This is a genomic window from Pseudomonas chaetocerotis, from assembly GCF_015712105.2.
In the GTDB taxonomy this organism is placed as follows: domain Bacteria; phylum Pseudomonadota; class Gammaproteobacteria; order Pseudomonadales; family Pseudomonadaceae; genus Aquipseudomonas; species Aquipseudomonas chaetocerotis.
Genome location: NZ_JACFYX020000003.1, coordinates 109,945 through 132,906, shown reverse-complemented (window position 1 = coordinate 132,906; position 22,962 = coordinate 109,945). Strand labels below are relative to the sequence as shown.

The following is a 22,962-nucleotide window of genomic DNA, read 5'->3' as shown; positions in this document are numbered from 1 at the left end:
CGGAGATTCGTGGGAATCAGGCTTCGACGACAGCGAGGATTTCGTTCTCGCCCATTACCAGCAGGTCTTCGCCGTCGACTTTGACGGTGTTGCTGCCGGAGTAAGGGCCGAATACCACCTTGTCACCGACCTTGACGGCCAGCGGACGGACTTCGCCGTTATCCAGAACCTTACCGGTACCGACGGCAACGACTTCACCCTGGTTCGGCTTCTCGGCGGCCGAACCCGGCAGCACGATGCCGCCTGCGGTTTTGGTCTCTTCTTCGCTGCGACGGATCACGACGCGGTCATGCAGAGGACGAAGCTTCATTGTCGATCTCTCCTAACAATTGAATGGCCAACTTGCCGACTCTTGATTGGTCGGCGGGTTTGTAAAATCCGGCGAGGCCGGGCGCGGCACGCTGGGCGCACCGCGAAAGTCGGACTGCCTCAGAGGGCAGGCACCTTGCGGTGACTGCTACATGTGGGCGGGCAAAGGCATTTCAAGGGGCGGGGGTGAAATTTTTTGCGTAAGAGCAGGGGATATCGCACGGGCCGGCTCGGCGTCAGTGGTGCTATCGAGCAAGAGCCGGCTTGCCGGTGATCAGCCTCTGGGGGGGATCGCCGACAAGCTGCGCAGCATGCTCAGTCGCGGCGCTCGTACTCGCCTTCGAGTACATTGGGGCGGGTTTGCCCGGAACGGGCGGCTTGGTCATCGAAGAAGGCGCGTTGGCGCAGGGCCTGCTCCTCGGCGCGGCGGCGAATCTTGCCCACCACGAGGCGACGGGTGAAGGGAATCAGGCAGAGCACACCGAAGATGTCGCTGATGAAGCCCGGCAGCAGCAGCAGGCCACCGCCGACTGCGATCAGCAAACCTTCGAGCATTTCCTGCTCGGGCAGCTCGCCGCGCGAAAGTTTTTCACGGGCGCGCCAGGCTGTGGCGACACCTGCAACGCGCAGCAGCACGCTGCCGAGGATGGCGGTGCCGATCACCAGCAGGAGCGTGGGCAGCACGCCAATGGCGCTGCCAACCTTGATCAGCAAGGCCAGCTCGATGATCGGGAACAGCAGGAAAAGAAACAGAAACGCGCGCATTTTCAGAGGGTCCTTGGCGGAAGCGAGCTTCCAATAGGGAGTAAGTATGGGGTGATGGTCTGAATTCAAGCTTAAGCCAAATCATCGGTCGGCCAGCTCTCGGCGCGAGCCAGCTTTACCAGGGCTTCACGCACCTGTCCCGGGTTGTCGCAGGATGTTGGAAAGGCCAGCCAGTAGAGGCTCTGGCCAATGCGTAGATGGAAGCCTTCCCTGTCGACACCGACCATCTGCGCGGGTTCGTGCTGCGGCAGGCCGGCCAGTTCGACGTAATGCGTGATGGCCTTGGCGTGATCGTCGTTCATGTGCTCGACCATGCTCGCTTCGCTGCCGTCTGTCGCGAAGGGATTGGCCAGGGCGACCTGGTCGATCCAGTGAATGGCGCCGAAACCGCCGATGAAGCGCCAGCGCACCGGCTCCAGGCGCCAGAAATCGAAATCATGCGCCCGATGGTAGTCGCGCGACTGGGGGAAAAAACGGTAATAACGCTGTGCGGCCGCTTCGATTTCGCTTTCGTCATGCAACTGTCGTGCTACGGCGAGCAAAGTGAGGCGGCCGACCGCCTGCACATCCTCTGCGCCACGTTCGCCGACCAGTAGCGAACATTTGGCGTCCTGCCCGAGATTATGGGTGTGCTGGGCGATGCGGCTGATCAGGATCAGTGGGCGGCCTTCGGCGTCCAGGCAGTAGGGCACCACCGATCCGAAAGGGAAACCCGGCATGGCCTTGGAGTGGGTGCTGAGCACGCCACGGTATTCCTTGAGCAGCAATTCTCGTGCATGCTTGCCGGCTTTCACGCTCACCTTATGACTCCTCGCAAAGAATCCGTCAGAAACGGACAGACGCCCTAGCATAGCGGTTAGCGGGCATCAGCGGGGTCGGTAAATGCTGCACCTTGAGGGGATAAAGCGATGCAACTGAAAGACAAAGTCATCATCATCACTGGCGGTTGCCAGGGACTGGGCCGCGCCATGGGTGAGTACCTGGCAGCCAAGGGCGCCAGGCTGGCGCTGGTCGATCTGAACCAGGAAAAACTCGACGAAGCAGTGGCTGCCTGCAAGGCCGCCGGTGGCGATGCCCGCGCCTATCTGTGCAACGTGGCCGATGAAGAGCAGGTGACCCATATGGTCGCCCAGGTGGCCGATGACTTCGGCGCCATCAACGGGCTGGTCAACAACGCCGGCATCCTGCGCGATGGCCTGACCATCCGCGTGAAGGATGGCGAAATGACCAAGATGAGCCTGGCGCAGTGGCAGGCGGTGATCGATGTCAACCTGACCGGTGTGTTCCTCTGCACGCGTGAAGTGGCGGCTAAGATGATCGAACTGAAGAATGAGGGCGCGATCGTCAACATCTCTTCCATTTCCCGCGCGGGCAACATGGGGCAGGCCAACTACTCCGCTGCCAAGGCCGGCGTCGCTGCCGACACCGTGGTCTGGGCCAAGGAGCTGGCGCGTTACGGTATTCGCGTGGCAGGCGTGGCACCGGGCTTCATCGAGACCGAGATGACCAGCAGCATGAAGCCGGAAGCGCTGGAGAAGATGACCTCGGGCATTCCGCTCAAGCGCATGGGCAAGCCGGCCGAGATCGCGCACTCGGTGGCCTACATTCTGGAAAACGACTACTACACCGGTCGCATTCTGGAGCTGGACGGCGGTCTGCGTCTGTAATCCGCCAGGCCTGAACGCAAAACGCCCCGACTGGTTCGGGGCGTTTTCGTTTCTGGCAGCGGGTGCGCACGGCGCACCCTGTGGGCATGATGCACGCGACTTTCCGTAGGATGCGCCGTGCGCACCGCTGCTTTCAATGCGTGCGAGCGACAGCGAAACGGCTCAGCTCGACCAGTGCCTCGCGATATTCCCCGGTCGGCAGCACTTCCAGGCAGGCAACTGCGCGTTCGGCGTAGTCGCGAGCGAGCCTGGCGGTGTAATCCAGAGCGCCGGCGGCATCCACGGCGGCGCGGATGCTTTCCAGGTCTTCGATACCGCCTTTCTGAATCGCGCGGCGCACCAGTGCTGCCTGTTCCTCGGTGCCTTCACGCATGGTGTAGATCAGCGGCAGCGTCGGCTTGCCCTCGGCGAGATCATCACCGACGTTCTTGCCCAGCTCGGCTGCGTCACCCTTGTAGTCGAGCAGGTCGTCGACCAGTTGGAAGGCGATGCCCAGGTGATCGCCGAAGGTGCGCAGGGCTTCGCGTTGCGCTTCGTTGGCGCCGGCCAGCGCGGCGGCGGCATGAGTCGAGGCTTCGAACAGCATCGCGGTCTTGCCGCGGATGACTTCCATGTAGGTCTCTTCCGTGGTGCTGGCGTCGCGTACCTTGGACAGTTGCAGCACTTCGCCTTCGGCGATCACTCGCGTGGCGTGGGAGAGAATCTTCATCACCGGCATGGAGCCGAGCTCGACCATCATTTCGAACGAGCGTGAATAAAGGAAGTCGCCCACCAGTACGCTCGGTGCGTTGCCCCACTGGGCATTGGCGGTGCTGCGGCCACGGCGCATGTCGGACATGTCGACCACGTCATCATGCAGCAGAGTGGCGGTATGCAGAAACTCGATGGTGGCGGCCAGCAGGCGCAGGTCGTCGGCCTGGTAGCCCAGCGCGCGACCGCTGAGCAGCACCAGCAGCGGGCGCAGGCGTTTGCCGCCAGCGGAAATGATATAGTCGCCGATCTTTTCCACCAGCGGCACGCGGGAAACCACCTGTTGGCGAATGATGCCATCGACGGCGGTGAAATCGTCCGCTACCACGCGGTAGAAAGCCTGGGGTTGCATCGGCGACAGGTGCTCCTTTGAGGTTGCGCGGCATGCTAGGTGGCGGGGTGGGGGCTGTCAAGGCAAGTGCCTGTGGGCCTTGCGAAGCGGTCTGCGCTTGCGTACAATCGCGCACCCTGAACTTCCCCCTGGGCATTTCCCTGCCTTACGCAATTGCAAGGGTGTCACTTCCGGCCCCAAGCAGCCATGCCAGCCAATAACGACTTTTCTAAAGCGCTGGGTGAGCAGGATCAACGGAGATTTACCATGTACGCAGTAATTGTTACTGGTGGCAAGCAATACAAGGTCACCGAAGGCGAATTCCTCAAGATCGAGAAGCTCGAAGTCGCCACCGGCGAAGCCGTGACTTTCGATCGCGTTCTGCTGATCGGCAATGGCGACGACGTTCAGATCGGCGCTCCGGTCGTAGATGGCGCTAAAGTGGTTGCCGAAGTCGTTTCGCAAGGCCGTCACGACAAAGTGCGCATCATCAAGTTCCGCCGTCGTAAGCACCACATGAAGCGTCAGGGCCACCGTCAGTGGTTCACTGAGATCAAAATCACCGGTATCCAGGCCTGATTCGTCGGCCCCGATCCTTTATAGGAGTATTGACTCATGGCACACAAAAAAGCTGGCGGTTCTACCCGTAACGGCCGCGATTCCGAAAGTAAACGCCTTGGCGTGAAAATGTATGGTGGTCAGGTCATCAAGGCCGGCAACATCATCGTTCGTCAGCGCGGCACCGAGTTCCATGCCGGTTTCGGCGTGGGCATGGGCAAAGACCACACCCTCTTCGCTAAAGTCGAAGGCGTGGTCAAGTTCGAAGTGAAGGGCGCTTTCGGCCGTCGCTACGTGAGCGTCGTTCAGGCCTAATCGCCTACGCGCTGGAAAAGCCCTGTCCGTAGGACGGGGCTTTTTTATTGGCCCGCCGTCCATGGCGGCAACCCTCCGGGCCGTCGCAAGCGACGTTAAAAAACGCTCCAGGCGTTTTTTTTGTTTCTGTATCCTTGGGTTCTTGCCCGATCACCCGTAACGCCACGCTGTTTGCGTGGGGTCATCCGGCAAGGGCCTTTACGTTGTTCTGTTGACCCGCAGCGCTTGCGGGAGGCGTATCCATGAAATTTGTCGACGAAGTTTCGATTTTTGTAAAAGCCGGTGACGGCGGTAACGGCATGATGGCCTTCCGTCGCGAGAAATTCATCGAGAAAGGCGGCCCCAACGGTGGCGACGGTGGCGACGGCGGCTCGGTATTCCTCGAGGCCGACGCCAACCTCAACACCCTGATCGATTACCGCTATACGCGTAAATTCAACGCGCAGAATGGCGAGAAGGGTGGCAGCACCGATTGCACTGGGGCCAAAGGCGAGGATCTGATCCTGCCGGTACCGGTCGGCACCACGGTGATCGATGTGGCTACTCAGGAAGTGATTGGTGACCTGGTCAAGGCAGGTCAACGCCTGATGGTTGCCCAAGGTGGCTGGCACGGCCTGGGCAACACCCGCTTCAAGTCCAGTACCAACCGTGCGCCGCGCCAGACCACGCCGGGCAAACCGGGCGAGTCGCGCGATCTCAAGCTCGAGCTGAAAGTGCTGGCCGACGTCGGTCTGCTCGGCCTGCCCAATGCCGGCAAGAGCACCTTCATTCGCGCCGTTTCCGCTGCCAAGCCGAAAGTCGCCGATTACCCCTTCACCACCCTGGTGCCGAACCTGGGCGTGGTCAGCGTCGATCGCTTCAAGAGCTTCGTCGTCGCCGACATTCCGGGGCTGATCGAAGGCGCTTCGGACGGTGCTGGCCTGGGTATTCGCTTCCTCAAGCACCTGGCGCGTACTCGCCTGCTGCTGCATCTGGTGGACATGGCGCCGCTGGACGAGAGCGATCCGGCCGAGGCTGCACAGGTCATCATCGACGAGCTGGGGCGCTTCAGCCCGGCGTTGGCCGAGCGCGATCGCTGGCTGGTGCTGAACAAGATGGACCAGGTGCCCGAGGACGAGCGTGAAGCACGCAAGGCCGATATCGTTGCCCGTCTGAACTGGCAGGGTCCGGTTTACGTGGTTTCGGCCATCAGCCGCGACGGCACCGAGCGCATCAGCCGCGACATCATGCATTACCTGGAGGTACGTGCCGAGCGCATCGCCGAGGACCCGGTATTCGCCGAGGAGCTGGCCGAGCTGGATCAGCGCATCGAAGACGAGGCGCGTGCCCGTCTGCAGGCACTGGACGATCAGCGTGCGCTGCGTAAATCCGGTGTGCGCAGTGTCGATGATATCGACGAGGACGATGACTTCCTCGACGAAGAAGACGACGATGGCCCGGAAATCATTTACGTCCGGGATTAAGCAAATTTCCAACGCCGCTTAATTGCGGCGTTTTTGTAGGTGGGGTGGACCCCATCATTTTCTGGCTAAGGTTGGAAGATCATGCGTGACAAGGTGACCGGCGCGCGGCGCTGGGTGGTGAAGATCGGCAGTGCGCTGCTGACCGCCGATGGGCGTGGCCTGGATCGTGCGGCCATGGCGGTGTGGGTCAAGCAGATGGTCGCGCTGCGGGAGCAGGGCGTGGAGCTGGTGCTGGTGTCCTCCGGCGCTGTGGCGGCCGGTATGAGCCGCCTGGGCTGGACCAGCCGACCGAGCGCGATGCACGAGCTGCAGGCCGCTGCCGCCATTGGCCAGATGGCCCTGGTGCAGGCCTGGGAGTCGAGCTTTGCCGAACACGGCCGCCGTACCGCACAGGTGCTGCTGACGCACGACGATCTCTCCGACCGCAAGCGCTATCTCAACGCGCGCAGCACCTTGCGCACCTTGGTGAATCTCGACGTGATCCCGGTGATCAACGAGAACGACACCGTGGTCACCGATGAAATCCGCTTCGGCGACAACGACACCCTGGCCGCGCTGGTGGCCAACCTGGTGGAAGCCGATCTGCTGGTGATCCTCACCGACCGCGACGGCATGTACAACGCCGACCCGCGCCACAACCCCGATGCTGAACTGATCTTCGAAGCCCGCGCCGATGATCCGGCACTGGATGCGGTGGCCGGTGGCGTCGGTGGTGCGCTGGGGCGTGGCGGCATGCAGACGAAGTTGCGCGCCTCGCGTCTGGCTGCGCGCTCCGGCGCGCATACGGTGATCGTCGGTGGTGCCATCGAGCAGGTGCTGGCGCGGCTCAAGGCTGGCGAACGCTTGGGCACGCTGCTGGCCCCCGAGCGTGGCTTGCTGGCGGCGCGCAAGCAATGGCTGGCTGGCCACCTGCAGACCCGTGGCACGCTGGTGCTGGATGCCGGTGCGGTCAAGGCGCTGAGCCAGGATCGCAAGAGCCTGCTGCCGGTCGGCGTGAAGGCTGTGCAGGGTAGCTTCCGCCGTGGCGAGATGGTGGTCTGCGTATCGCCTGACGGCCGTGAGATCGCGCGCGGCCTGGTCAACTACAGTGCGCTGGAAGCACAGAAGATCATCGGCCAGCCGTCGGACGCCATCGAGAAGCTGCTGGGCTATGTCGATGAACCGGAACTGGTGCACCGCGACAATCTGATCCTCGTATGAAGGAGACGCTCATGCGACTGTTCAAGGGTATTGCCTTGGGTGTGCTGATGCTGCCTGGCCTGGCGCTGGCCGAAACCATCGGTGAGGTGTCGACGGTGTTCAAATGGGTCGGGCCCAACGACAAGATCGTCGTCGAGGCATTCGATGACCCCAAGGTTGATGGGGTGACCTGCTACCTGTCGCGCGCCAAGACCGGCGGAGTGAAGGGGGGGCTGGGGTTGGCCGAGGATCGTGCCGAAGCCTCCATCGCCTGCCGCCAGGTCGGCCCCATTGCATTCAAGGGCACGCTCAAGGACGGTGAGGAGGTGTTCAAGGAGCGCACTTCGCTGGTGTTCAAGACCATGCAGGTGGTGCGTTTCTTCGACAGCAAGCGCAACACGCTGGTGTATCTGGTCTACAGCGACCGGGTGATCGAGGGCAGCCCGCAGAATGCGGTGACAGCCATTCCGATCCTGCCCTGGGGCCAACCGTAGGGTGCGCCGTGCGCGCCGAACATCCCATGCATGATGGTGCGCAAGGCGCACCCCGCGTCTAAAAGAAAACCGCCCCGAAGGGCGGTTTTTTCATGCGCGATGATCAGGCGCTGGGGGTATCCAGCTGCAGGCGCTGGTTCGATTGCGTTTGCACTTCGTGGTAGCGCTCGGCGTCGTTGGACAGAACATCGGCCATGGCCGGGAAGATCTGGTCCAGCTTGCTGCGCCAGTCTTCGCTCTTGGCCTGCTCGGGGAAGCAGCGACGGATCAGGTCGAGCATGATCGACACAGTGACCGATGCACCCGGCGAGGCGCCGAGCAATGCGGCGATGGTGCCGTCGGCTGCAGCCACCAGTTCGGTACCGAACTGCAGCACGCCGCCGTTCTTGCTGTCCTTCTTGATGATCTGCACGCGCTGGCCAGCCACTTCCAGGCGCCAGTCCTCTGCCTTGGCTTCGGGGTAGAAGCCGCGCAGGGTGTTCAGGCGCTGTTCCTCGGACTGCATCACTTCCTTGATCAGGTAGCGGGTCAGGTCCAGGTTGTCGCGCGCCACCGCCAGCATCGGGCCGAGGTTGTTGGGGCGTACCGACAGCGGCAGGTCGAGGAACGAGCCGTGCTTGAGGAACTTGGTGGTGAAGCCGGCGTACGGGCCGAACAGCAGAGATTTCTTGCCGTCCACTACGCGGGTATCGAGGTGCGGCACGGACATCGGCGGCGAGCCTACGGCAGCCTGGCTATAGACCTTGGCCTGGTGCTGCTTGACGATTTCCGGGTTGTCGCAACGCAGCCACTGACCACTCACCGGGAAGCCGCCAAAGCCTTTGCCTTCTGGGATGCCGGACAGTTGCAGCAGCGGCAGCGCGCCGCCGCCAGCACCGAGGAAGACGAACTTGCTCTTGAGCTTGCGCGTGGCGCCGGAGCGGGTGTCCTTGATGTCCACCAGCCAGCCTTCACCGTCGCGCTTGAGGTCGGTGACCCTCTGGTTGCAGGTGACCTTGGCGTTGGGCTGCGTGGTCAGGTAGGCGAGCATCTGCTCGGTGACCGCGCCGAAGTTGACGTCGGTACCGGCCTGCACACGGGTCATCGCCAGCGGCTCGTTGCTATCACGACCCGGGATCAGCAGCGGCGCCCATTCGGCGATGGTGGCGCGATCCTCGGTGTACTCCATCTCGGTGAAGGCGTGATGCTGACGCAGGGCCTCGAAACGCTTCTTGAGGAAGGCGATGCCGCTTTCACCGCGCACGAAGCTCATGTGCGGGACCGGGTTGATGAAGGTCTTCGGCGAGTTGATCGCGCCTTTTTCGATCAGGTAAGCCCAGAACTGCTTGGACTCCTCGAACTGGGCGTTGATGCTCACCGACTTCTTGATGTCGATGCTGCCGTCAGCGCCTTCCGGGGTGTAGTTCAGCTCGCACAGCGCGGCGTGACCGGTGCCGGCGTTGTTCCAGGGGTTGGAGCTTTCCACTGCGCCGGACTCGCGCAGCTCTACCACTTCCAGCGTGATGCCGGGGTTGAGTTCCTTGAGCAGCACGCCCAGGGTCGCGCTCATGATGCCAGCGCCAACCAGCACCACATCTACGCTTTGGTAATCGTTATGCGCCATTAACCTCTCTCCAAGAAAACTGCACCAGATGGACGGCCGTTCGGCCTTTCAGGGCGATACCGGCAGACTCAGGCGTGATGCCCTGTCGTTCGGCGGGGAGGGTCAAGGCTGGGATTTGCGGACGCAAAACTGTTCATTTGTTCGCCACACTCTTGTGAAGTTGTAAAAACCGTTTTTTCACGCTCTTTTGGAGCGGTGAACCTCAAAAGCTCGACTGCCTCGGCACGCTTTTGCCCGTGCAAATCATGCAACGCATGGCTGCTATCGGCTCTGCATATGGGCTGAAAGCGGCTGGCCGGAAGCGGCAGCTCGAAGTGGGCGACTCTCTGGGGCGGGGCGATGACGTTGCATCGGCGAGGTCGTGCGGCCCGATCAGGAGACGTCCTTATAATCGGGGCGCGATTATAACGGTGAATGAGGGGAAATTGGTCGCCCCTGCGTGACTTTTATTCTTCCGCCGGTCAGGCCGCCAACGGGCGAGCGGCTGGTGCGTGTGTGACGACCGGGGTGATCCGGGCACCGGCGGGCAGGTGGCAGCCCAACCAGGTGATGCTCGGCTCGTGAACTTCCACCCAGCCAGCCTGGCTCGGGTGTTCCTGCATCTGCCGCAGGGCGCGGCAAAGACCCTCACCATCGATCAGGGCAAAGTGGCGTATCGGGCGAGCGCGGCTGAACAGGCGGCGCAAAAGCATGGCGAAGGCTCCGGCGAATTGACAGGTACTTTTATGCCAGGGCGCGGTGACAGACTGATGACAGGAACCGCAACGCTGTGCTGACGGTCCTATGCGGCACTACTGTCGGCCTCAGGCCGCGCTGGGTATACTGCCGGCCACTTTTACCTCACTCGGAGAGATGAGCATGCTGCACCGTGCGTTGATCGCCTTGCTTGCTGCCGCCAGCCTGACTCTGGCCGGTTGCGCCCTCAGCCCTCAGCAACTCACCCCGCAACCCAAGCTCACCAGCTCGCTGACCGCTGTGGGTCAGGGCCAGCCGGTGGTGGTGCGTGTGGTCGACGGCCGTCCTTCGCCGGTGCTTGGCACCCGCGGCGGCCTGTACCCTGAAACCAGTTCCATCAGCGTCAGCCCTGAATATGTGCTGCCCAGGCTGCAGGCTGAGGCCGAGGCTGCTGTACGCCTGCTCGGCTTCACCCCGTCGGCCAACGCCTACAACGCGCCACAGCTGACCATCACCCTGGCGGAACTGAAGTATCAGTCGCCCAAAGAGGGTATGTACGTCACCGAGGCAGATATCTCCGCCTCCATTCGTGCCGACGTGCAAGGTGGCAGCCGCCGTTATACCGGCCGTTACGGCGCCTCGCTGAACCAGCGCTTCGGCACCGCACCGAACCAGCAGACCAACACCAAGCTGGTGGGTGACGTGCTCAGCGACGCGCTGACCCGCGCGTTCAAGGACCCGACCATCGGCCAGGTTCTGCTTCAGTAGTTGCTGGCGACGCTACGAAAAACGCCCCGCATTGCGGGGCGTTTTCATTTGTCCTGGGTCTTCATGCTGCTTCCGCGTAGAACTCTGGCAGGCTCATGCCGGTACGGTTGTCGATGTCCGGCAGGTCGTAATGCTCATGGCCGCCAAGGGCGCAGTACACCAGCCAGTGCTGATCCTGCACGTTGAAGGAGAGTTCGTCGACCACGGCGTTTACTTCATCCAGCGAGTCGATCAGGTAATCGCGATCCAGCGGTTGTGAATTAAGCATGGCAGGTCCTCCAGGGACGTTGGGTTTTGGCTCCAGTAACAGTCGTGACTGCTTGGTCACTGTTGGAGATACAAACCCTAGGCCAGACATATGACAGTTTTCAGACGATTTCGGGATAGCGGGCTGCGTTCGTCGGAAACGAACCTTATAAAAGCGGTATTTCAGTACACTGCGCGACGACTTTTCGAGAGCTGAGACGTACCGTTTCTCGGCAAAAATCCCCATTCTGGTGCAGTGGCGGGGTGGCTGCACCATGCTGTTCCCGAGGTGTTGCATGTCGCTGCAGGTGTTGTGGTCGCTGTTTCTCGCCCATCCGGCCGGAGCGGTCAATTCGTTGGCATTGTTCTTCGCTGTAGCCGGTGCCTGGCTGTGTCTGATGACCCGCTTGCGTGAGCAGCGCGGTATGGCGCGAGTGCTGGCTCAGGGCGAGCTGGATGAAGCCGAGATTCAGGATGAGCGCACCCTGCGGATCAATCGCTTCTTCTATCGTTTCGGTGCCGTCTGCCTGGGCGCAGCCCTGATACTGTCCTGGGCCAGCACGCGGTTTTGACACCTGGGTGATAAACGACAACGGCAGCCAGATGGCTGCCGTTTTCGCTTGTAGCTCGGGGTTTTTACAGGGGGAGCCCCGCCTTGATCCGGTACTGGTTCCGCACCGGATTGGCGTACTGCAGGATCAGGAACGGCTTTTCTTCGGCGCTGCAGGCGGCCAGGCGTTTGTTCCACTGCGCTTCGGCCTTGGCCAGCTCTGCGGCATCGAACATGTCGCTTGCTGCTGGTACGTTGAGCTCTGCCTCGCGGCCTTCCCACATGGCGTAGGCCAGGTAGTGCACGGGGAACAGGCGATACTGGCCGAGAATGTGACGATCCATCTCCTGTGCAAGCTGCTTGGTGTCTTCCAGGCCAGCGACAGGCGGACTGAAGTGCAGGTGCACGCGCCCTTTGTAACCGGTGATGCCCAGGGCGATGCTGGCGTCGTCTTCGCCCGGCGCCTTGGTATAGCTGCCCGTGGTGGCACGCACGCACAGTTCGCGGGCCTTGGCCAGGTCGCAAGGATCGTACTCGTAGCTGATCGACACCGGGATCAGGTTCAGCGACGCGATCACGTCTGCGAACGGCTCGTCCTTGCGGCTCATGTGGAACATCTTGAGGATGGCCGAGTCGGTACGGTCGTCACCGTCCTTGGCGCGCCCCTCGGCCTGGGCGATCCAGATCGACTCGCCATCATTGCGGATCGAGTGGTTGATATAGGCCGAGAGCAGTTGATAGGCCGCCAGCTTCTCGCGTCGCCCGCTGATCGAGCGGTGCACGATGAAACTCTTGTTCAGGCGCATCAGGTCGCTGACGAAGGGACGCTGCAACAGGTTGTCGCCGATGGCGATACGTGGCGTCTGCAGGCCGGCATGGTAGACGGCGTAATTGACGAAGGCCGGGTCCATGACGATGTCGCGGTGGTTGGCCAGGTACAGGTAGGGCTTGCCGGGCTGCAGGTGTTCCAGGCCGGAATAGCTGATGCCATCACTGGCGTGCTCGATGGTGCGGTCGATGTAGGGCTCGATCTTCTCTTGTAGCTTGGTGACCGAGTCGACGCTGGCGAACTCGCTGCGCAGGCGTGCGGCGATCAGCGGCTTGAGCAGCCAGCCCAACGGCCCGGCCAGGCGCGGGAAGCGAAAACGGGTGAGGGTGCCGAGAAACGCCGGGTCGGCGAGCAGGCGCGCCAGTACGGGGCGCACTTCTGCATCGGCATAGGGTCGGATGGCATCGAATGCGCCCATCATGCTCTCTTGTTCTAGAACGGCTAAGGTTGAAAGGGTGTCTGCTTAAACAGGGTGAGCAGTAGACCGGCGATTATACCGCCAAGTCACAAGGAGGCCGCGATGCTGGAAAGCGAGTCGTATTATTGCCCCTATTGCGGCGAACCGGCCGAGGCGCTGCTGGATCTGTCGGGCGGTGACCAGTCTTACATCGAGGACTGTCCGGTATGCTGTCGGCCGATTCAGTTCGAGTTGCGTACGGACGGCACCGAATGGGAGTTGGACGTTCGCGGGGAGAACGACTGATGCAACGAATCTACGAACCGGAAAACCTCCTGGAAGGGCAGATGCTGCTGGACATGCTGGCCAGTGAGGGCGTCGAGGCGCACCTGCTCGGGCAGCATCTGGTCGGCGCGGTGGGTGAGTTGCCGGCATGCGGGTTACTCGGTTTGGTCGTCGCTGATCCTTACGCCGAGCGGGCGCGTACGCTGATCGCTGAGTACAATGCGGCGCAACCTGTGCCTGGCGATGAGCCAGAGTCCTTTCAGGGTGTGTTGCTCTGTTGACGCGCCCCCTGCCTGTCGAGTCGTGTCATGTGTGGACGTTATGCCCTGTTTCGCTGGTCGCCCGCTTTTGCGGCGTTGCCCGGCTTTCCCGCTGACCAGAAGCCCCACTGGAACCTGGCACCCAATGGCCAGGTGCTGATGCTGCGTGCTGGCGAACAGGGGCCGCAAGCGGCAGCGGCGCGTTGGGGACTGACGCCGTCCTGGCTCAAGGACCTGTCCAAGACCCCGGCTCATGCGCGCGCCGAAACCCTGGCCGAGCAGCCTATGTTCCGTGAGCCCTTTCGTCAGCGCCGCGCGCTGCTGCCGGCCAACGGCTTTTATGAGTGGCGTGGGGGGGCGCGCAAGCGGCCTTACTGGATGAGCAACGGTGACCCGCTGATGTATTTCGCGGCGTTGTGGGAGCTTTATCCGGTGGGCGGGCAGGAGTACCTGAGTGTGGCATTGATCACACAGGAAGCCGCCACGCTGCGGCGGCCGTTGATTCTGAGTGAGCACGAACAGGCATTGTGGTTGAGCAATGACACGCCGCCCGAGCAACTGGCGGCACTGTTGGCCAAGCCGCAGATGGCGTTGCGTGAACGCGCGCTGGCAACGCTGGTCAACGATCCAAAGCTGGATGCGCCGGAGTGCCTGACGCCGGCTTGAGCTTGCGTAGGGTGTCGCGTCACAGCCCGGGTCGTGCGCACTGCGACTGATGCGAAATCGGTGTGCGCGGCGCACCCTACTCGCTGTGCCTCCCTCACACCTTGAACTGGTTGATCAGACGGCGCTGCTGTTCGGCCAGTTTGGTCAGTTGGGCACTGGCCTGACTGGCTTCGTCGGCACCGCCGGCCACTTCGTTGGCGACCTTGCCGATGTTGGTGACATTGCGGTTGATGTCCTCGGCCACGGCGCTTTGCTCTTCCGCTGCACTGGCGATCTGCGTGTTCATGTCATTGATCACCGACACCGCCTGGGTGATGGACTCCAGCGATTGGGCCGCCTGGTTGGCGTGCTCCACACTGTCATCGGTCTTGCTCTGGCTCTGCTCCATCACCTTGACCACTTCGCGTGTGCCTTGCTGCAGCTGCTGGATCATGTTCTGGATTTCTTCGGTGGCTTGCTGGGTCTTCTGCGCCAGGTTGCGCACCTCGTCGGCGACCACGGCGAAGCCGCGACCCTGTTCGCCAGCGCGGGCTGCCTCGATGGCGGCGTTGAGTGCCAGCAGGTTGGTCTGCTCGGCAATGCCGCGAATGGCGACGAGGATGGCGTTGATGTTCTCGCTGTCCTTGGCCAGGTTCTGCACCACGCCCACGGCGCGGCCGATTTCGCTGGCCAGGGCTGCGATGGCGGTGGAGGTTTCCTGTACCACCTGCTTGCCCTGATTGGCCGCGTGGTCGGCGTGGTTGGCCGCCTCGGCAGCATGAGTGGCGTTGCGCGCGACGTCCTGGGCGGTGGCAGTCATCTCATGCACGGCAGTGGCCACGAGTTCGATCTCGGCCAGTTGCTTCTGTACGCCCTGGTTGGTGCGGATGGCGATATCGGCCGTGTGCTCGGAGGAGTCGCTGACCTGCTGCACCGAAGTCACCACGGAGGCGATCATGCTTTGCAGCTTGCTCAGGAAGGCGTTGAAGCCGGCGGCGATCTGGCCGAGTTCGTCCTTGCGATCAACCTTCAGGCGTACCGTCAGGTCGCCGTCGCCCTTGGCGATGTCATCGAGCATGCCGACCATCTGCCGCAGCGGACGGGCGATGCCGTAGCCGACGAACCAGATCACCAGCAGGCCCAGGCCGGCGATCAGCAGTCCCACCAGCGCCATGCCCAGCGTGTCGCCGTTGCGTTGGGTGACAAGCTCAGCCTGTAGTTGGCGCAGGTCAGCCATCACGGTGTCCAGCGGCAGTACCAGCATCAGCACCCAGCGCGTGTCGGTCTGGCCGATGGTGAAGCTGAGAAACAGCTCGATGTGGCTGTCGGCGGGATCATCCTCGACATGCACGTCGTACTTCGGCAGGCCTGGCTGCAGGCTGCTCAGGTTGGCCAGCTCGTTGGCGCCGGAAAAACTCGGTGGCTGGCTCACCGAGTTTTTCCGGCGCCTGGGTCGAGGCGACCAGCCGACCGTTACTGGCGATCAGCGCCATTTCACCTGCGCCGCCATAGAGCTGGGCGTCGGCCTTGACCAGCAGTTCCTGAATGAAGTTGACCGCCAGGTCGGCGCCGGCGATACCACGAAACTCGCCGTTGACCAGAATTGGTGAGGTAAAGGAGGCGAGCATGGTCATCTTGCCGCCGACATCGTAGGGAGCAGGATCGATCACGCAAGGGCGTTTACGTTCCTTGGGGCACAGGTAGTACTCGCCGGCGCGCACACCGGTCGGTAGTAGCTCCTCGCTTTCGGTCGAGCCAATGGCATCGACACCGAGGCTGCCGTCGGCATTGCGGTACCACCAGGTCAGGAAGCGGCCGGTACCGTCGTAACCATTCTCCTTGCTGCCGGCATACATATCGTCGCTGGCGTCGAAGGCGTTTGGCTCCCAGCCCAGGTAACTGCCGAGCAGCTTGGGGTTCTGCGCCGTGGTTTCGTGCACCAGATTGGCCAGTTCTTCGCGGCTGATGCTGAGCAGCGGGCTGCCATTGCCATCGGTCATGCCGAGCATGGCATTGACCCGCGCCAGGTCGGCGGTGATCTGCAGGGGCGCTTCCAGTTCTCGCTGGATTTCGCTGACTTGCGCATGCGCCAGCGAGGAAAGACGCTGCTCGATGACCTGCTCGAGCAGGACCTGGGTGCGTTGCTGCACCAGATTCTGGGTTCGGTCACTGGCGAACAGGGCGTAGAGCACCAATGCCACGACCACGGCCAGCACGCTGGCTCCGGCGAGGAATGCGACGGAAAACTGGATCGACTTGAACTTCATGGGAGCTCCCGAACGCAGCGTGTCCTGTTACGGGCTATCGGCCGTGACAGGGAAAAACCTTAATGGGCTGATGCGAAATATCTGGCTGCTGCTGCATTCAGCAAAGATGGCGCACGGCCATCGTGCAAGTGACGCTGTTGCTCGTACTACCTGGGCGGCCTAGCATAGGACGCTCGATTCAAGGAGGTAGCTCGATGAGCAAGGTTCTATATCTGAGTGGCTTGGCGGTGGCTCTGCTGCTGGCGGGTTGTCAGGCCGTCAATACCACCAGTGGTGGTGCGGTTGGTGTGGAGCGCAAGCAGTACATGTTCAGCATGCTGTCAGCCGAAGAAGTCAATCAGATGTACGCGCAGTCCTATCAGCAAACGCTGAGCGAGGCCTCGGGCAAGGGCGTGCTGGACAAGAGCAGCGCTAACGCCAAGCGTCTGCAGACCGTCGCTGGTCGCCTGATTCCGCAGGCGCCGCGTTTTCGTCCGGATGCGGCCAACTGGCAGTGGGAGGTCAATCTGATCAAGAGCCCCGAGCTCAATGCCAACTGCGGTCCGGGCGGCAAGATCATTTTCTACAGCGGCATCATCGAGCAGCTAAAGCTGACTGACGATGAGATCGCCGCGATCATGGGCCACGAGATGGCGCATGCTCTGCGTGAGCACAGCCGTGAGGCTATGTCCAAGGCTTACGGTATCGAGGTAGCCAAACAGGGCGCCAGTGCCTTGCTCGGACTGGGTGAGAGTGGCATGGCACTGGCCGATACCGTGGTGCAGTACAGCCTGACCCTGCCCAATAGTCGGGGTAACGAGAACGAAGCCGACCTGATCGGTCTGGAACTGGCTGCCCGTGCGGGTTACAACCCGAATGCGGCCATCAGCCTGTGGCAGAAGATGGAGGCCGCCGGTGGTGGTGCGCCGCCCGAGTTCATGAGTACTCACCCATCGTCCAGCAGTCGAATCGCTGCACTGCAGGCGGCGATCCCCAAGGTGATGCCGCTGTACGAGCAGGCCAGAGCCGGGCGTTAATTTTGGACCCAGGAACGGCGCGACGTGATGGTTCACGGCGCGCCGTTTGCGTTTCAGGGCAGGGCGGTTTCGGCAAGTGGACGGGTCTGCAGGCCCAACTGAGCACGGAAGCTTTCCATGTCGAACATGGTGCAGATTTCCTGGACTTCGTTGCCGGGGGTGAGCGTCCAGAACGCCATGGCCGAGATGCTTAGCACCTTGTCGCTGGGCGGGTAGCCCAGCGCCGGTTTCTGGATGGTGCCGATCAGTGTGCTCCAGGTCACCACCTTGTAGCCCTCGGCGATGCACTCCTCGACCACTACCTGCAGGTCCGGCATTGCAAGGCGGATGTCCTGCACCATCTGCACGAAGCCGGCGCTGTCAAGTGGTCGGCCAATGAATGAGCTTTTATAGAGAAAGTCGCGGCTGTGCAGTTGTTCAGCCAGCGCCAGGCGTCCCTTGTTCCAGGTCAGGTCGATGTGCTGGCACACCACCTTCTTGCGATCATCCAATGACATGCTGCCCTCCTGACTGCAGGCCTGAACCAGTGATGTGGCACTTTAGCATCAGGCAGGAGGGGGCTGGGATTGGCCGAAGTGCCGGTCTGTTGACGTCGGCGATTCGTCAGGTCAGGCCGCTCAGCTTCAACGCCTGGTAGCCGGCATAGATTGCCAGAGCGGCGAAGGCGCACGCGGCCAGGCGGCGGATCAGGGTCAGCGGCAGGCGCTCGGCCGCGAAATTGCCCGCCAGTACCACCGGCACGTTGGCGATCAACATGCCCAGGGTGGTGCCGACCACCACCAGGATGAAGTGCGGGTACTGCGCGGCCAGCATCACGGTCGCGACCTGCGTCTTGTCGCCCATCTCGGCGAGGAAGAAGGCGATCAGGGTGGTGAGGAATGGACCGTATTTCTTCAGGCCGGATTCTTCGTCGTCGTCGAGTTTGTCCGGTACCAGGGTCCAGGCCGCTACGGCGACGAAACTGGCAGCAAGAATCCAGCTCAGGGTGGCCGGGGAAAAGAAACCAGCGACCCAGTTACCCACGGCGCCAGCAGCGAAGTGGTTGGCCAGGGTGGCGACGACTATGCCCCAGATGATCGGCCAGGGTTTGCGAAAACGGGCGGCCAGTAGCAGGGCGAGTAGCTGGGTCTTGTCGCCGATTTCGGCGAGGGCAACGATCAGGGTGGGGACGAACAGCGATTCCAGCATCAGGTTTCCTACAGGGGGCGGGTCAACACGGCTTATGACACGAACGACCTTCCCGCCCCGGGTATAGGTTGTGCGTGTCATAGGTCTTGTCAAACCGCAGGCCTCTTTGTGAAGGCCTTGGGTCGTATACGCCATGCTCTGCGGAGCAAGTGTGTTGACGTATACCGGGCGAGCAGGGCGCTCGCGGGAGACTACTCCCCTAGGACGGGCGCAATTGTGCCCAAGCGCCGCGTTGGGAGCAACCTCAATTCACTGTCTGGCGCTGTAGATGCGAAATCCATCGGTGTCTGCCAGGGTGCGGCAGGGGCCGAGATGACGCTCAATCAGGGGGGGATACTTGAGGAAGCTGTTGGCCACCAGGCGCAGCTCGCCACCTTTTACCAAGTGGCGAGCCGCCTGGCTCAGCAGGTTCTCGCTGGCCTGGTAGTCGGTATGCACGCCCTGATGGAACGGCGGGTTGCTGATGATGGCGCTGAGTCCCTCGGGCGCCGATTCGATGCCCGTGCCGGCGATCAGGTTGGCTGACAGGCCATTGCGCGCGAGGGTCAGCCGGCTGCTTTCCAGGGCGAAGGCGTCGACATCCAGCAGGCTCAGCTCGTTGTCTGGGTAACGTCGTTTGAGCGCGGCGCCGAGCACGCCAGCGCCGCAGCCGAAATCGAGCATGTGGCCGCTCGGTAGGTCATCCAGGTGTTCGAGCAGCAGCGCGCTGCCGCGATCCAGGCGGCCATGGGCGAATACACCGGGCAGGGTAACGATCTCCAGTGCATCGTCGGCCAACTGCAATGGATAGCTCTGCGCCAGAGCGTGCAGGTCCGGTACTGCTGGCGCCTGTACCACCTCGACGCACCAGAGTTGGCAATGTCTCGCGCTGTCGAGCTTGCGCGGCTTGCCATAGGCGGCCAGCTGTTTCGCCGCGCGTTCGATACCGCCACGTTTTTCACCGACCAGGTACAGCGCTTTGCCTGCCAGGCGTGAGGCCAGTGCTTGCAGCAGGTAGTCAGTCAGCTCGCGTGACTTGGGCAGGAACAGCACAGCGGCGCGGTAGTCGCCTTCCGGCATGCGTGTATCAAAGTGGCTGCGACCGGCAAAGCGCGCAGCGAGCAGTGTCTGATCGCCCGCATGCCAGTTCCAGCCATGTGCCTGCGGCAGGGCGCCAAGCAGGTCGTCAGCCGGCAGACCTGCCAGCAACAGCTCGTCACTGAACAGCTCGGCCTGACGCAGGAGAACTTCGCTTCGCGGGTCCATGGTGCTTCCTGAAATCTGTGATGCGGAAAAGTAAGAGGGGCGGGAGCGATCTAGGCTCGCGAAATCTGGGCACCGCTGTTAAAGCGCAGCGCTGGCCCGTCGCTCCCTGAAAAAGCTGCGCAGCTTACCCGACGACTCGCAGCGGCGCACCGGCGAAGAAACCAGCGGCGTTTTCCACGACCTGGCCGACGATGCGCTGGCGCGCTTCCTGGCTGCCCCAGGCGCTGTGCGGGGTGACGATCAGGCGGGGAATATCGGCAGCCAGCAGCGGGTTGCCGTCCTTCGGCGGCTCCTGCAGCAGCACGTCGGTCGCCGCGCCGCCCAGATGGCCACGGCGCAGGGCATCGGCCAACGCCTGTTCATCGACCAGACCGCCGCGTGCGGTATTGATCAGGAAGGCGCGCGGCTTCATCAGTGCCAGCTCCTCGGCGCCGATCATGTTGCGCGTCTGTTCATTGAGCGGGCAGTGCAGGGTCAGGGCATCGACCTGGGGCAGCAGTTCGTGCAGCGGCAGGCGATCGGCGCGCGCCGGGCGGCCGGGCAGTTGGCCAAGCAGCACGCGCATGCCGAAGGCTTCGGCCAGACGGGCGACGGCGCCGCCCAGTTCGCCATGGCCGAGCATGCCCAGCGTCTTGCCTTCGAGTTCGACGATGGGGTGATCGAGCAGGCAGAACTGGCTGGCCTGCTGCCAACGACCTGCGGCGATGTCGCGCTGGTAATCGGGCAGGCGCGTGGCCAGGGCCAGCAGCAGCATCAAGGTGTGTTGTGCCACGGACGGGGTGCCATAGCCCTGGCAGTTGCAGACGGTCACGCCATGGGCACTGGCGGCTTTCAGGTCTATGTTGTTGGTGCCGGTAGCGGTTACCAGAACCAGTTTCAGGTCAGGGCAGGCGGCGAAGGTGGTGGCGTCCAGCGGTACCTTGTTGCTGATGGCGACCTGGGCACCTTGCAGGCGTTCGGCGACCTGATCCGGACGCGTGTGCGCGTGCAGGGTCAGCTCGGCGAACGCCTGATGCAGCGGTTGCATGTCGAGGTCGCCAAGGTCGAGGGAGGCATGGTCGAGGAAGACGGCGCGTGGACTGTTGCTCATCAGCTGTACCTTTTCGCAGGAGGGTCGCAAGAGTAGATTGGCGAGCCTACCAGACCTTCAGCGTCGATGCGGAGCCACCATGTACTGGACTGAATTTCTCACCGTTGCCCTGATTCATCTGCTGGCGGTGGCCAGCCCCGGGCCTGATTTCGCCATCGTCGTGCGCGAGAGCGTCGGCTACGGTCGACGCGCTGGGTTGTTCACCGCTTTTGGTGTGGGTACCGGAATTCTGGTCCACGTGACTTATTCGTTGCTGGGTATCGGCCTGATCGTGTCGCAGTCCATCGTGCTGTTCAACGCGCTGAAGTGGCTGGCGGCTGCTTATCTGCTGTATATCGGCATCAAGGCGCTGCGTGCGCGTCCTGCCGACCCGGCCAGTGCCGAGCTGAATCTGGCAGCAGGCGAGCGCAGCGGGCGTGGTGCTTTCGTCACGGGGTTCATCACCAATGGCCTGAATCCCAAGGCGACTCTGTTCTTCCTGTCGCTGTTCACCGTGGTGATCAATCCGCATACCCCAGTGGCGGTTCAGGCCGGCTATGGACTCTATCTGGCCTTGGCCACGGCTTTCTGGTTCTGCCTGGTGGCCTGGCTGTTCAGCCAGCCACGCGTGCGCGCCGGTTTCGCCCGTATGGGGCATTGGTTCGATCGGCTGATGGGCGCAGTGTTGGTGGGTATCGGTGTGAAGCTGGCGCTGAGCGAGATGCGCTGAACGAAAGAGCCCCGCAATTGCGGGGCTCTTTCGTGATGGGCTGGCTTACAGCAGTTCGATGGCGACTGCAGTGGCTTCGCCGCCACCGATGCACAGCGAGGCGACCCCGCGTTTGCCGCCTTTCTTCTGCAGGGCGTTGATCAGGGTGAGGATGATTCGCGAGCCGGTGGAGCCGACCGGATGACCCTGGGCGCAAGCACCGCCGAAGACGTTGACATTGGCGTGGTCCAGGCCGTGCTCGCGCATGGCCAGCATGGTCACCATGGCGAAGGCTTCGTTGATCTCGAACAGGTCGATCTCGTCCTTGTTCCAGCCGGTCTTCTTCAACAGGTTGCTCATGGCGCCGATGGGCGCCAGGGTGAACTCGCTCGGGTCCTGACTCTGGGTGGCATGAGCAACCACTTTGGCCAGTGGCTTGAGGCCGCGCTTGGCGGCTTCATCAGCTGTCATCAATAGCAGTGCGCTGGCGCCGTCGGAAATAGAACTGGCGTTAGCGGCGGTGATGGTGCCGTCTTTCTTGAAGGCAGGTTTGAGCGCAGGAATCTTGTCCAGGTTGGCCGTCAGCGGCTGTTCATCATCCTTGACCACCACCTCGCCCTTGCGCGAGGTGACGGTGATCGGGACGATCTCGGCATCCAACGAACCGTCCTTGATCGCTGCCTGTGCGCGGCGCAGCGATTCGATGGCGTAGGCATCCATTTCCTCACGACTGATGCTGTACTTGTCGGCTGTCTCCTGGGCGAAGGAGCCCATCAGGCGACCTGTGCGCGCGTCTTCCAGGCCGTCGAGGAACATATGGTCCTTGATCTCGCCATGGCCCATGCGCAGGCCGGTGCGGGCCTTTTCCAGCACATAGGGCGCGTTGGACATGCTTTCCATGCCACCGGCGATCATTACCTGGTTGCTGCCGGCCTTGAGCGAGTCGAAGGCCATCATCACCGCCTTCATGCCCGAGCCGCACAGCTTGTTGATGGTGGTGCAACCGGTGGCGGAGGGCAGGCCGGCATTGAGCGACGCCTGGCGGGCCGGGCCTTGCTTGAGACCAGCAGGCAGTACGCAGCCCATGATCACTTCCTGCACGTCGGCTGGCTCGATACCGGCACGCTTGACTGCCTCACGAATAGCGGCAGCGCCCAGCTCGACAGCTGGCACGCTGGCCAGGCTGCCTTGAAAACCGCCCATGGGAGTGCGGGCGCCGCTGACAATGACGATATCGGACATGGTGTTACCTCGAGCGAAAGTATGGGGCGATGAAGCCTGTTTCAGGACTGACTAGCTGGATTGATTCTAACCTGTGACCAAAAGTGGCCATAGGGTCACGTGGCAAATCATTCTTTGGGCTGATTTCGCTATGCAGG

At 62.4% G+C, this 22,962-nt stretch carries 26 protein-coding genes, 1 pseudogene and 1 riboswitch; of the genes and pseudogenes, 13 read left to right on the top strand and 14 right to left on the bottom strand.

The genetic code is table 11. The annotated features are described in order from the left end of the window. Positions 1 to 16 precede the first annotated feature (16 nt). From H3221_RS06865 to H3221_RS06855, 3 genes are all read right to left on the bottom strand, one after another. Positions 17 to 310 (bottom strand): co-chaperone GroES, encoded by a 294-nt coding sequence (locus H3221_RS06865; RefSeq protein WP_017675400.1) that lies wholly within the window; start codon positions 308 to 310, stop codon positions 17 to 19. Between the two features lie 314 nt (positions 311 to 624). After that, complete coding sequence (locus H3221_RS06860) at positions 625 to 1,074, bottom strand: FxsA family protein (RefSeq protein ID WP_196473548.1); 450 nt, start codon at positions 1,072 to 1,074, stop codon at positions 625 to 627. A 71-nt stretch (positions 1,075 to 1,145) separates the two neighbouring features. Next, positions 1,146 to 1,874: a HugZ family pyridoxamine 5'-phosphate oxidase gene (locus H3221_RS06855; RefSeq protein WP_196473549.1), complete on the bottom strand. Its 729-nt coding sequence runs from the start codon at positions 1,872 to 1,874 to the stop codon at positions 1,146 to 1,148. Positions 1,875 to 1,982: 108 nt separating this feature from the next. On the opposite strand from H3221_RS06855, the gene H3221_RS06850 reads away from it, so the two are divergent. Next, positions 1,983 to 2,741: an SDR family oxidoreductase gene (locus H3221_RS06850; protein WP_196473550.1), complete on the top strand. Its 759-nt coding sequence runs from the start codon at positions 1,983 to 1,985 to the stop codon at positions 2,739 to 2,741. A gap of 133 nt (positions 2,742 to 2,874) precedes the next feature. Here H3221_RS06850 and H3221_RS06845 read toward each other — a convergent pair whose 3' ends face one another. Then, entirely contained in the window at positions 2,875 to 3,843 is a 969-nt protein-coding gene (locus H3221_RS06845; protein WP_196473551.1) for a polyprenyl synthetase family protein, read from the bottom strand. Positions 3,844 to 4,089: 246 nt separating this feature from the next. Between H3221_RS06845 and rplU the strand changes: the two genes are divergently transcribed. The 5 genes from rplU to H3221_RS06820 all read left to right on the top strand — a co-directional run bounded on the left by rplU (position 4,090) and on the right by H3221_RS06820 (position 7,831). After that, positions 4,090 to 4,401 (top strand): 50S ribosomal protein L21, encoded by a 312-nt coding sequence (gene rplU / locus H3221_RS06840; RefSeq protein ID WP_004424548.1) that lies wholly within the window; start codon positions 4,090 to 4,092, stop codon positions 4,399 to 4,401. Positions 4,402 to 4,437: 36 nt separating this feature from the next. Next, entirely contained in the window at positions 4,438 to 4,695 is a 258-nt protein-coding gene (rpmA, locus tag H3221_RS06835) for a 50S ribosomal protein L27 (protein WP_004424545.1), read from the top strand. Positions 4,696 to 4,937: 242 nt separating this feature from the next. Next, on the top strand, positions 4,938 to 6,158 hold the full coding sequence (gene cgtA / locus H3221_RS06830; RefSeq protein WP_106733579.1) for an Obg family GTPase CgtA: 1,221 nt from the start codon (positions 4,938 to 4,940) through the stop codon (positions 6,156 to 6,158). An 81-nt stretch (positions 6,159 to 6,239) separates the two neighbouring features. Further along, positions 6,240 to 7,358 carry a glutamate 5-kinase gene (gene proB / locus H3221_RS06825; protein ID WP_160017224.1) on the top strand — a complete coding sequence of 373 codons (1,119 nt, stop codon included), beginning with the start codon at positions 6,240 to 6,242 and terminating at the stop codon, positions 7,356 to 7,358. An 11-nt stretch (positions 7,359 to 7,369) separates the two neighbouring features. Beyond that, positions 7,370 to 7,831 carry a CreA family protein gene (locus H3221_RS06820; RefSeq protein WP_196473552.1) on the top strand — a complete coding sequence of 154 codons (462 nt, stop codon included), beginning with the start codon at positions 7,370 to 7,372 and terminating at the stop codon, positions 7,829 to 7,831. A 103-nt stretch (positions 7,832 to 7,934) separates the two neighbouring features. Here the strand turns inward: H3221_RS06820 and mqo are convergent, their stop codons facing one another. Then, entirely contained in the window at positions 7,935 to 9,434 is a 1,500-nt protein-coding gene (gene mqo, locus H3221_RS06815) for a malate dehydrogenase (quinone) (RefSeq protein ID WP_196473553.1), read from the bottom strand. A 461-nt stretch (positions 9,435 to 9,895) separates the two neighbouring features. Beyond that, positions 9,896 to 10,126, bottom strand: a complete 231-nt coding sequence (locus H3221_RS06810; protein ID WP_160017227.1) for a hypothetical protein — start codon at positions 10,124 to 10,126, stop codon at positions 9,896 to 9,898. Between the two features lie 166 nt (positions 10,127 to 10,292). Here H3221_RS06810 and H3221_RS06805 point away from each other — a divergent pair, with 166 nt between their 5' ends. Beyond that, on the top strand, positions 10,293 to 10,877 hold the full coding sequence (locus H3221_RS06805) for a YajG family lipoprotein (protein ID WP_192980714.1): 585 nt from the start codon (positions 10,293 to 10,295) through the stop codon (positions 10,875 to 10,877). Between the two features lie 61 nt (positions 10,878 to 10,938). Here H3221_RS06805 and H3221_RS06800 read toward each other — a convergent pair whose 3' ends face one another. Continuing rightward, entirely contained in the window at positions 10,939 to 11,145 is a 207-nt protein-coding gene (locus H3221_RS06800) for a hypothetical protein (protein ID WP_196473554.1), read from the bottom strand. Between the two features lie 274 nt (positions 11,146 to 11,419). On the opposite strand from H3221_RS06800, the gene H3221_RS06795 reads away from it, so the two are divergent. Continuing rightward, positions 11,420 to 11,695, top strand: coding sequence for a hypothetical protein (locus tag H3221_RS06795; RefSeq protein WP_196473555.1), 276 nt, complete (start codon positions 11,420 to 11,422; stop codon positions 11,693 to 11,695). Positions 11,696 to 11,759: 64 nt separating this feature from the next. Here H3221_RS06795 and H3221_RS06790 read toward each other — a convergent pair whose 3' ends face one another. After that, a complete protein-coding gene (locus H3221_RS06790) occupies positions 11,760 to 12,923 on the bottom strand; it encodes a 1-acyl-sn-glycerol-3-phosphate acyltransferase (RefSeq protein ID WP_196473556.1) in 1,164 nt (387 codons plus the stop codon). Positions 12,924 to 13,022: 99 nt separating this feature from the next. On the opposite strand from H3221_RS06790, the gene H3221_RS06785 reads away from it, so the two are divergent. Genes H3221_RS06785 through H3221_RS06775 form a run of 3 tightly spaced genes read left to right on the top strand, consistent with a single transcriptional unit; the run spans position 13,023 to position 14,110 of the window. Next, on the top strand, positions 13,023 to 13,205 hold the full coding sequence (locus H3221_RS06785; protein WP_160017231.1) for a CPXCG motif-containing cysteine-rich protein: 183 nt from the start codon (positions 13,023 to 13,025) through the stop codon (positions 13,203 to 13,205). Further along, the gene (locus H3221_RS06780) at positions 13,205 to 13,465 is read left to right on the top strand and encodes a putative signal transducing protein (protein WP_160017232.1); all 261 of its coding nucleotides are present in this window, start codon (positions 13,205 to 13,207) and stop codon (positions 13,463 to 13,465) included. Before H3221_RS06785 ends, H3221_RS06780 begins: the two co-directional genes overlap by 1 nt. A gap of 27 nt (positions 13,466 to 13,492) precedes the next feature. After that, positions 13,493 to 14,110, top strand: a complete 618-nt coding sequence (locus H3221_RS06775; protein ID WP_196473557.1) for an SOS response-associated peptidase — start codon at positions 13,493 to 13,495, stop codon at positions 14,108 to 14,110. Positions 14,111 to 14,204: 94 nt separating this feature from the next. Here H3221_RS06775 and H3221_RS06770 read toward each other — a convergent pair. Then, positions 14,205 to 16,356: pseudogene (locus tag H3221_RS06770) on the bottom strand (methyl-accepting chemotaxis protein). Positions 16,357 to 16,550: 194 nt separating this feature from the next. Between H3221_RS06770 and H3221_RS06765 the strand changes: the two are divergent. Beyond that, the gene (locus H3221_RS06765) at positions 16,551 to 17,372 is read left to right on the top strand and encodes a M48 family metallopeptidase (protein WP_196473558.1); all 822 of its coding nucleotides are present in this window, start codon (positions 16,551 to 16,553) and stop codon (positions 17,370 to 17,372) included. 53 nt (positions 17,373 to 17,425) lie between these two features. Here H3221_RS06765 and H3221_RS06760 read toward each other — a convergent pair whose 3' ends face one another. The 4 genes from H3221_RS06760 to H3221_RS06745 form a co-directional block, all read right to left on the bottom strand. Next, a complete protein-coding gene (locus H3221_RS06760; RefSeq protein WP_196473559.1) occupies positions 17,426 to 17,869 on the bottom strand; it encodes a ketosteroid isomerase-related protein in 444 nt (147 codons plus the stop codon). 106 nt (positions 17,870 to 17,975) lie between these two features. Continuing rightward, the gene (locus tag H3221_RS06755) at positions 17,976 to 18,557 is read right to left on the bottom strand and encodes a TMEM165/GDT1 family protein (RefSeq protein ID WP_196473635.1); all 582 of its coding nucleotides are present in this window, start codon (positions 18,555 to 18,557) and stop codon (positions 17,976 to 17,978) included. Positions 18,558 to 18,651: 94 nt separating this feature from the next. Continuing rightward, positions 18,652 to 18,772, bottom strand: a riboswitch (yybP-ykoY riboswitch). A gap of 37 nt (positions 18,773 to 18,809) precedes the next feature. Continuing rightward, positions 18,810 to 19,805 (bottom strand): class I SAM-dependent methyltransferase, encoded by a 996-nt coding sequence (locus H3221_RS06750; RefSeq protein ID WP_196473560.1) that lies wholly within the window; start codon positions 19,803 to 19,805, stop codon positions 18,810 to 18,812. A 124-nt stretch (positions 19,806 to 19,929) separates the two neighbouring features. Then, the gene (locus H3221_RS06745) at positions 19,930 to 20,895 is read right to left on the bottom strand and encodes a 2-hydroxyacid dehydrogenase (protein WP_192980644.1); all 966 of its coding nucleotides are present in this window, start codon (positions 20,893 to 20,895) and stop codon (positions 19,930 to 19,932) included. Positions 20,896 to 20,974: 79 nt separating this feature from the next. On the opposite strand from H3221_RS06745, the gene H3221_RS06740 reads away from it, so the two are divergent. Beyond that, the gene (locus H3221_RS06740) at positions 20,975 to 21,604 is read left to right on the top strand and encodes a LysE family translocator (RefSeq protein ID WP_192980645.1); all 630 of its coding nucleotides are present in this window, start codon (positions 20,975 to 20,977) and stop codon (positions 21,602 to 21,604) included. Between the two features lie 45 nt (positions 21,605 to 21,649). Here H3221_RS06740 and H3221_RS06735 read toward each other — a convergent pair whose 3' ends face one another. Next, positions 21,650 to 22,825 carry a thiolase family protein gene (locus tag H3221_RS06735; protein WP_196473561.1) on the bottom strand — a complete coding sequence of 392 codons (1,176 nt, stop codon included), beginning with the start codon at positions 22,823 to 22,825 and terminating at the stop codon, positions 21,650 to 21,652. Positions 22,826 to 22,962 lie beyond the last annotated feature (137 nt).

Bases quoted from the DNA above. Each gene is read 5' to 3' on its own strand.
- mqo (WP_196473553.1), bottom strand. From the start codon at position 9,434: ATGGCGCATAACGATTACCAAAGCGTAGATGTGGTGCTGGTTGGCGCT.
- H3221_RS06820 (WP_196473552.1), top strand. From the start codon at position 7,370: ATGCGACTGTTCAAGGGTATTGCCTTGGGTGTGCTGATGCTGCCTGGC.
- proB (WP_160017224.1), top strand. From the start codon at position 6,240: ATGCGTGACAAGGTGACCGGCGCGCGGCGCTGGGTGGTGAAGATCGGC.
- rplU (WP_004424548.1), top strand. From the start codon at position 4,090: ATGTACGCAGTAATTGTTACTGGTGGCAAGCAATACAAGGTCACCGAA.
- H3221_RS06740 (WP_192980645.1), top strand. From the start codon at position 20,975: ATGTACTGGACTGAATTTCTCACCGTTGCCCTGATTCATCTGCTGGCG.
- H3221_RS06750 (WP_196473560.1), bottom strand. From the start codon at position 19,805: ATGGACCCGCGAAGCGAAGTTCTCCTGCGTCAGGCCGAGCTGTTCAGT.
- H3221_RS06810 (WP_160017227.1), bottom strand. From the start codon at position 10,126: ATGCTTTTGCGCCGCCTGTTCAGCCGCGCTCGCCCGATACGCCACTTT.
- H3221_RS06845 (WP_196473551.1), bottom strand. From the start codon at position 3,843: ATGCAACCCCAGGCTTTCTACCGCGTGGTAGCGGACGATTTCACCGCC.
- H3221_RS06860 (WP_196473548.1), bottom strand. From the start codon at position 1,074: ATGCGCGCGTTTCTGTTTCTTTTCCTGCTGTTCCCGATCATCGAGCTG.
- H3221_RS06760 (WP_196473559.1), bottom strand. From the start codon at position 17,869: ATGTCATTGGATGATCGCAAGAAGGTGGTGTGCCAGCACATCGACCTG.
- H3221_RS06790 (WP_196473556.1), bottom strand. From the start codon at position 12,923: ATGATGGGCGCATTCGATGCCATCCGACCCTATGCCGATGCAGAAGTG.
- H3221_RS06800 (WP_196473554.1), bottom strand. From the start codon at position 11,145: ATGCTTAATTCACAACCGCTGGATCGCGATTACCTGATCGACTCGCTG.
- H3221_RS06780 (WP_160017232.1), top strand. From the start codon at position 13,205: ATGCAACGAATCTACGAACCGGAAAACCTCCTGGAAGGGCAGATGCTG.
- H3221_RS06795 (WP_196473555.1), top strand. From the start codon at position 11,420: ATGTCGCTGCAGGTGTTGTGGTCGCTGTTTCTCGCCCATCCGGCCGGA.
- H3221_RS06865 (WP_017675400.1), bottom strand. From the start codon at position 310: ATGAAGCTTCGTCCTCTGCATGACCGCGTCGTGATCCGTCGCAGCGAA.
- H3221_RS06850 (WP_196473550.1), top strand. From the start codon at position 1,983: ATGCAACTGAAAGACAAAGTCATCATCATCACTGGCGGTTGCCAGGGA.
- H3221_RS06745 (WP_192980644.1), bottom strand. From the start codon at position 20,895: ATGAGCAACAGTCCACGCGCCGTCTTCCTCGACCATGCCTCCCTCGAC.
- H3221_RS06775 (WP_196473557.1), top strand. From the start codon at position 13,493: ATGTGTGGACGTTATGCCCTGTTTCGCTGGTCGCCCGCTTTTGCGGCG.
- cgtA (WP_106733579.1), top strand. From the start codon at position 4,938: ATGAAATTTGTCGACGAAGTTTCGATTTTTGTAAAAGCCGGTGACGGC.
- rpmA (WP_004424545.1), top strand. From the start codon at position 4,438: ATGGCACACAAAAAAGCTGGCGGTTCTACCCGTAACGGCCGCGATTCC.
- H3221_RS06735 (WP_196473561.1), bottom strand. From the start codon at position 22,825: ATGTCCGATATCGTCATTGTCAGCGGCGCCCGCACTCCCATGGGCGGT.
- H3221_RS06785 (WP_160017231.1), top strand. From the start codon at position 13,023: ATGCTGGAAAGCGAGTCGTATTATTGCCCCTATTGCGGCGAACCGGCC.
- H3221_RS06765 (WP_196473558.1), top strand. From the start codon at position 16,551: ATGAGCAAGGTTCTATATCTGAGTGGCTTGGCGGTGGCTCTGCTGCTG.
- H3221_RS06805 (WP_192980714.1), top strand. From the start codon at position 10,293: ATGCTGCACCGTGCGTTGATCGCCTTGCTTGCTGCCGCCAGCCTGACT.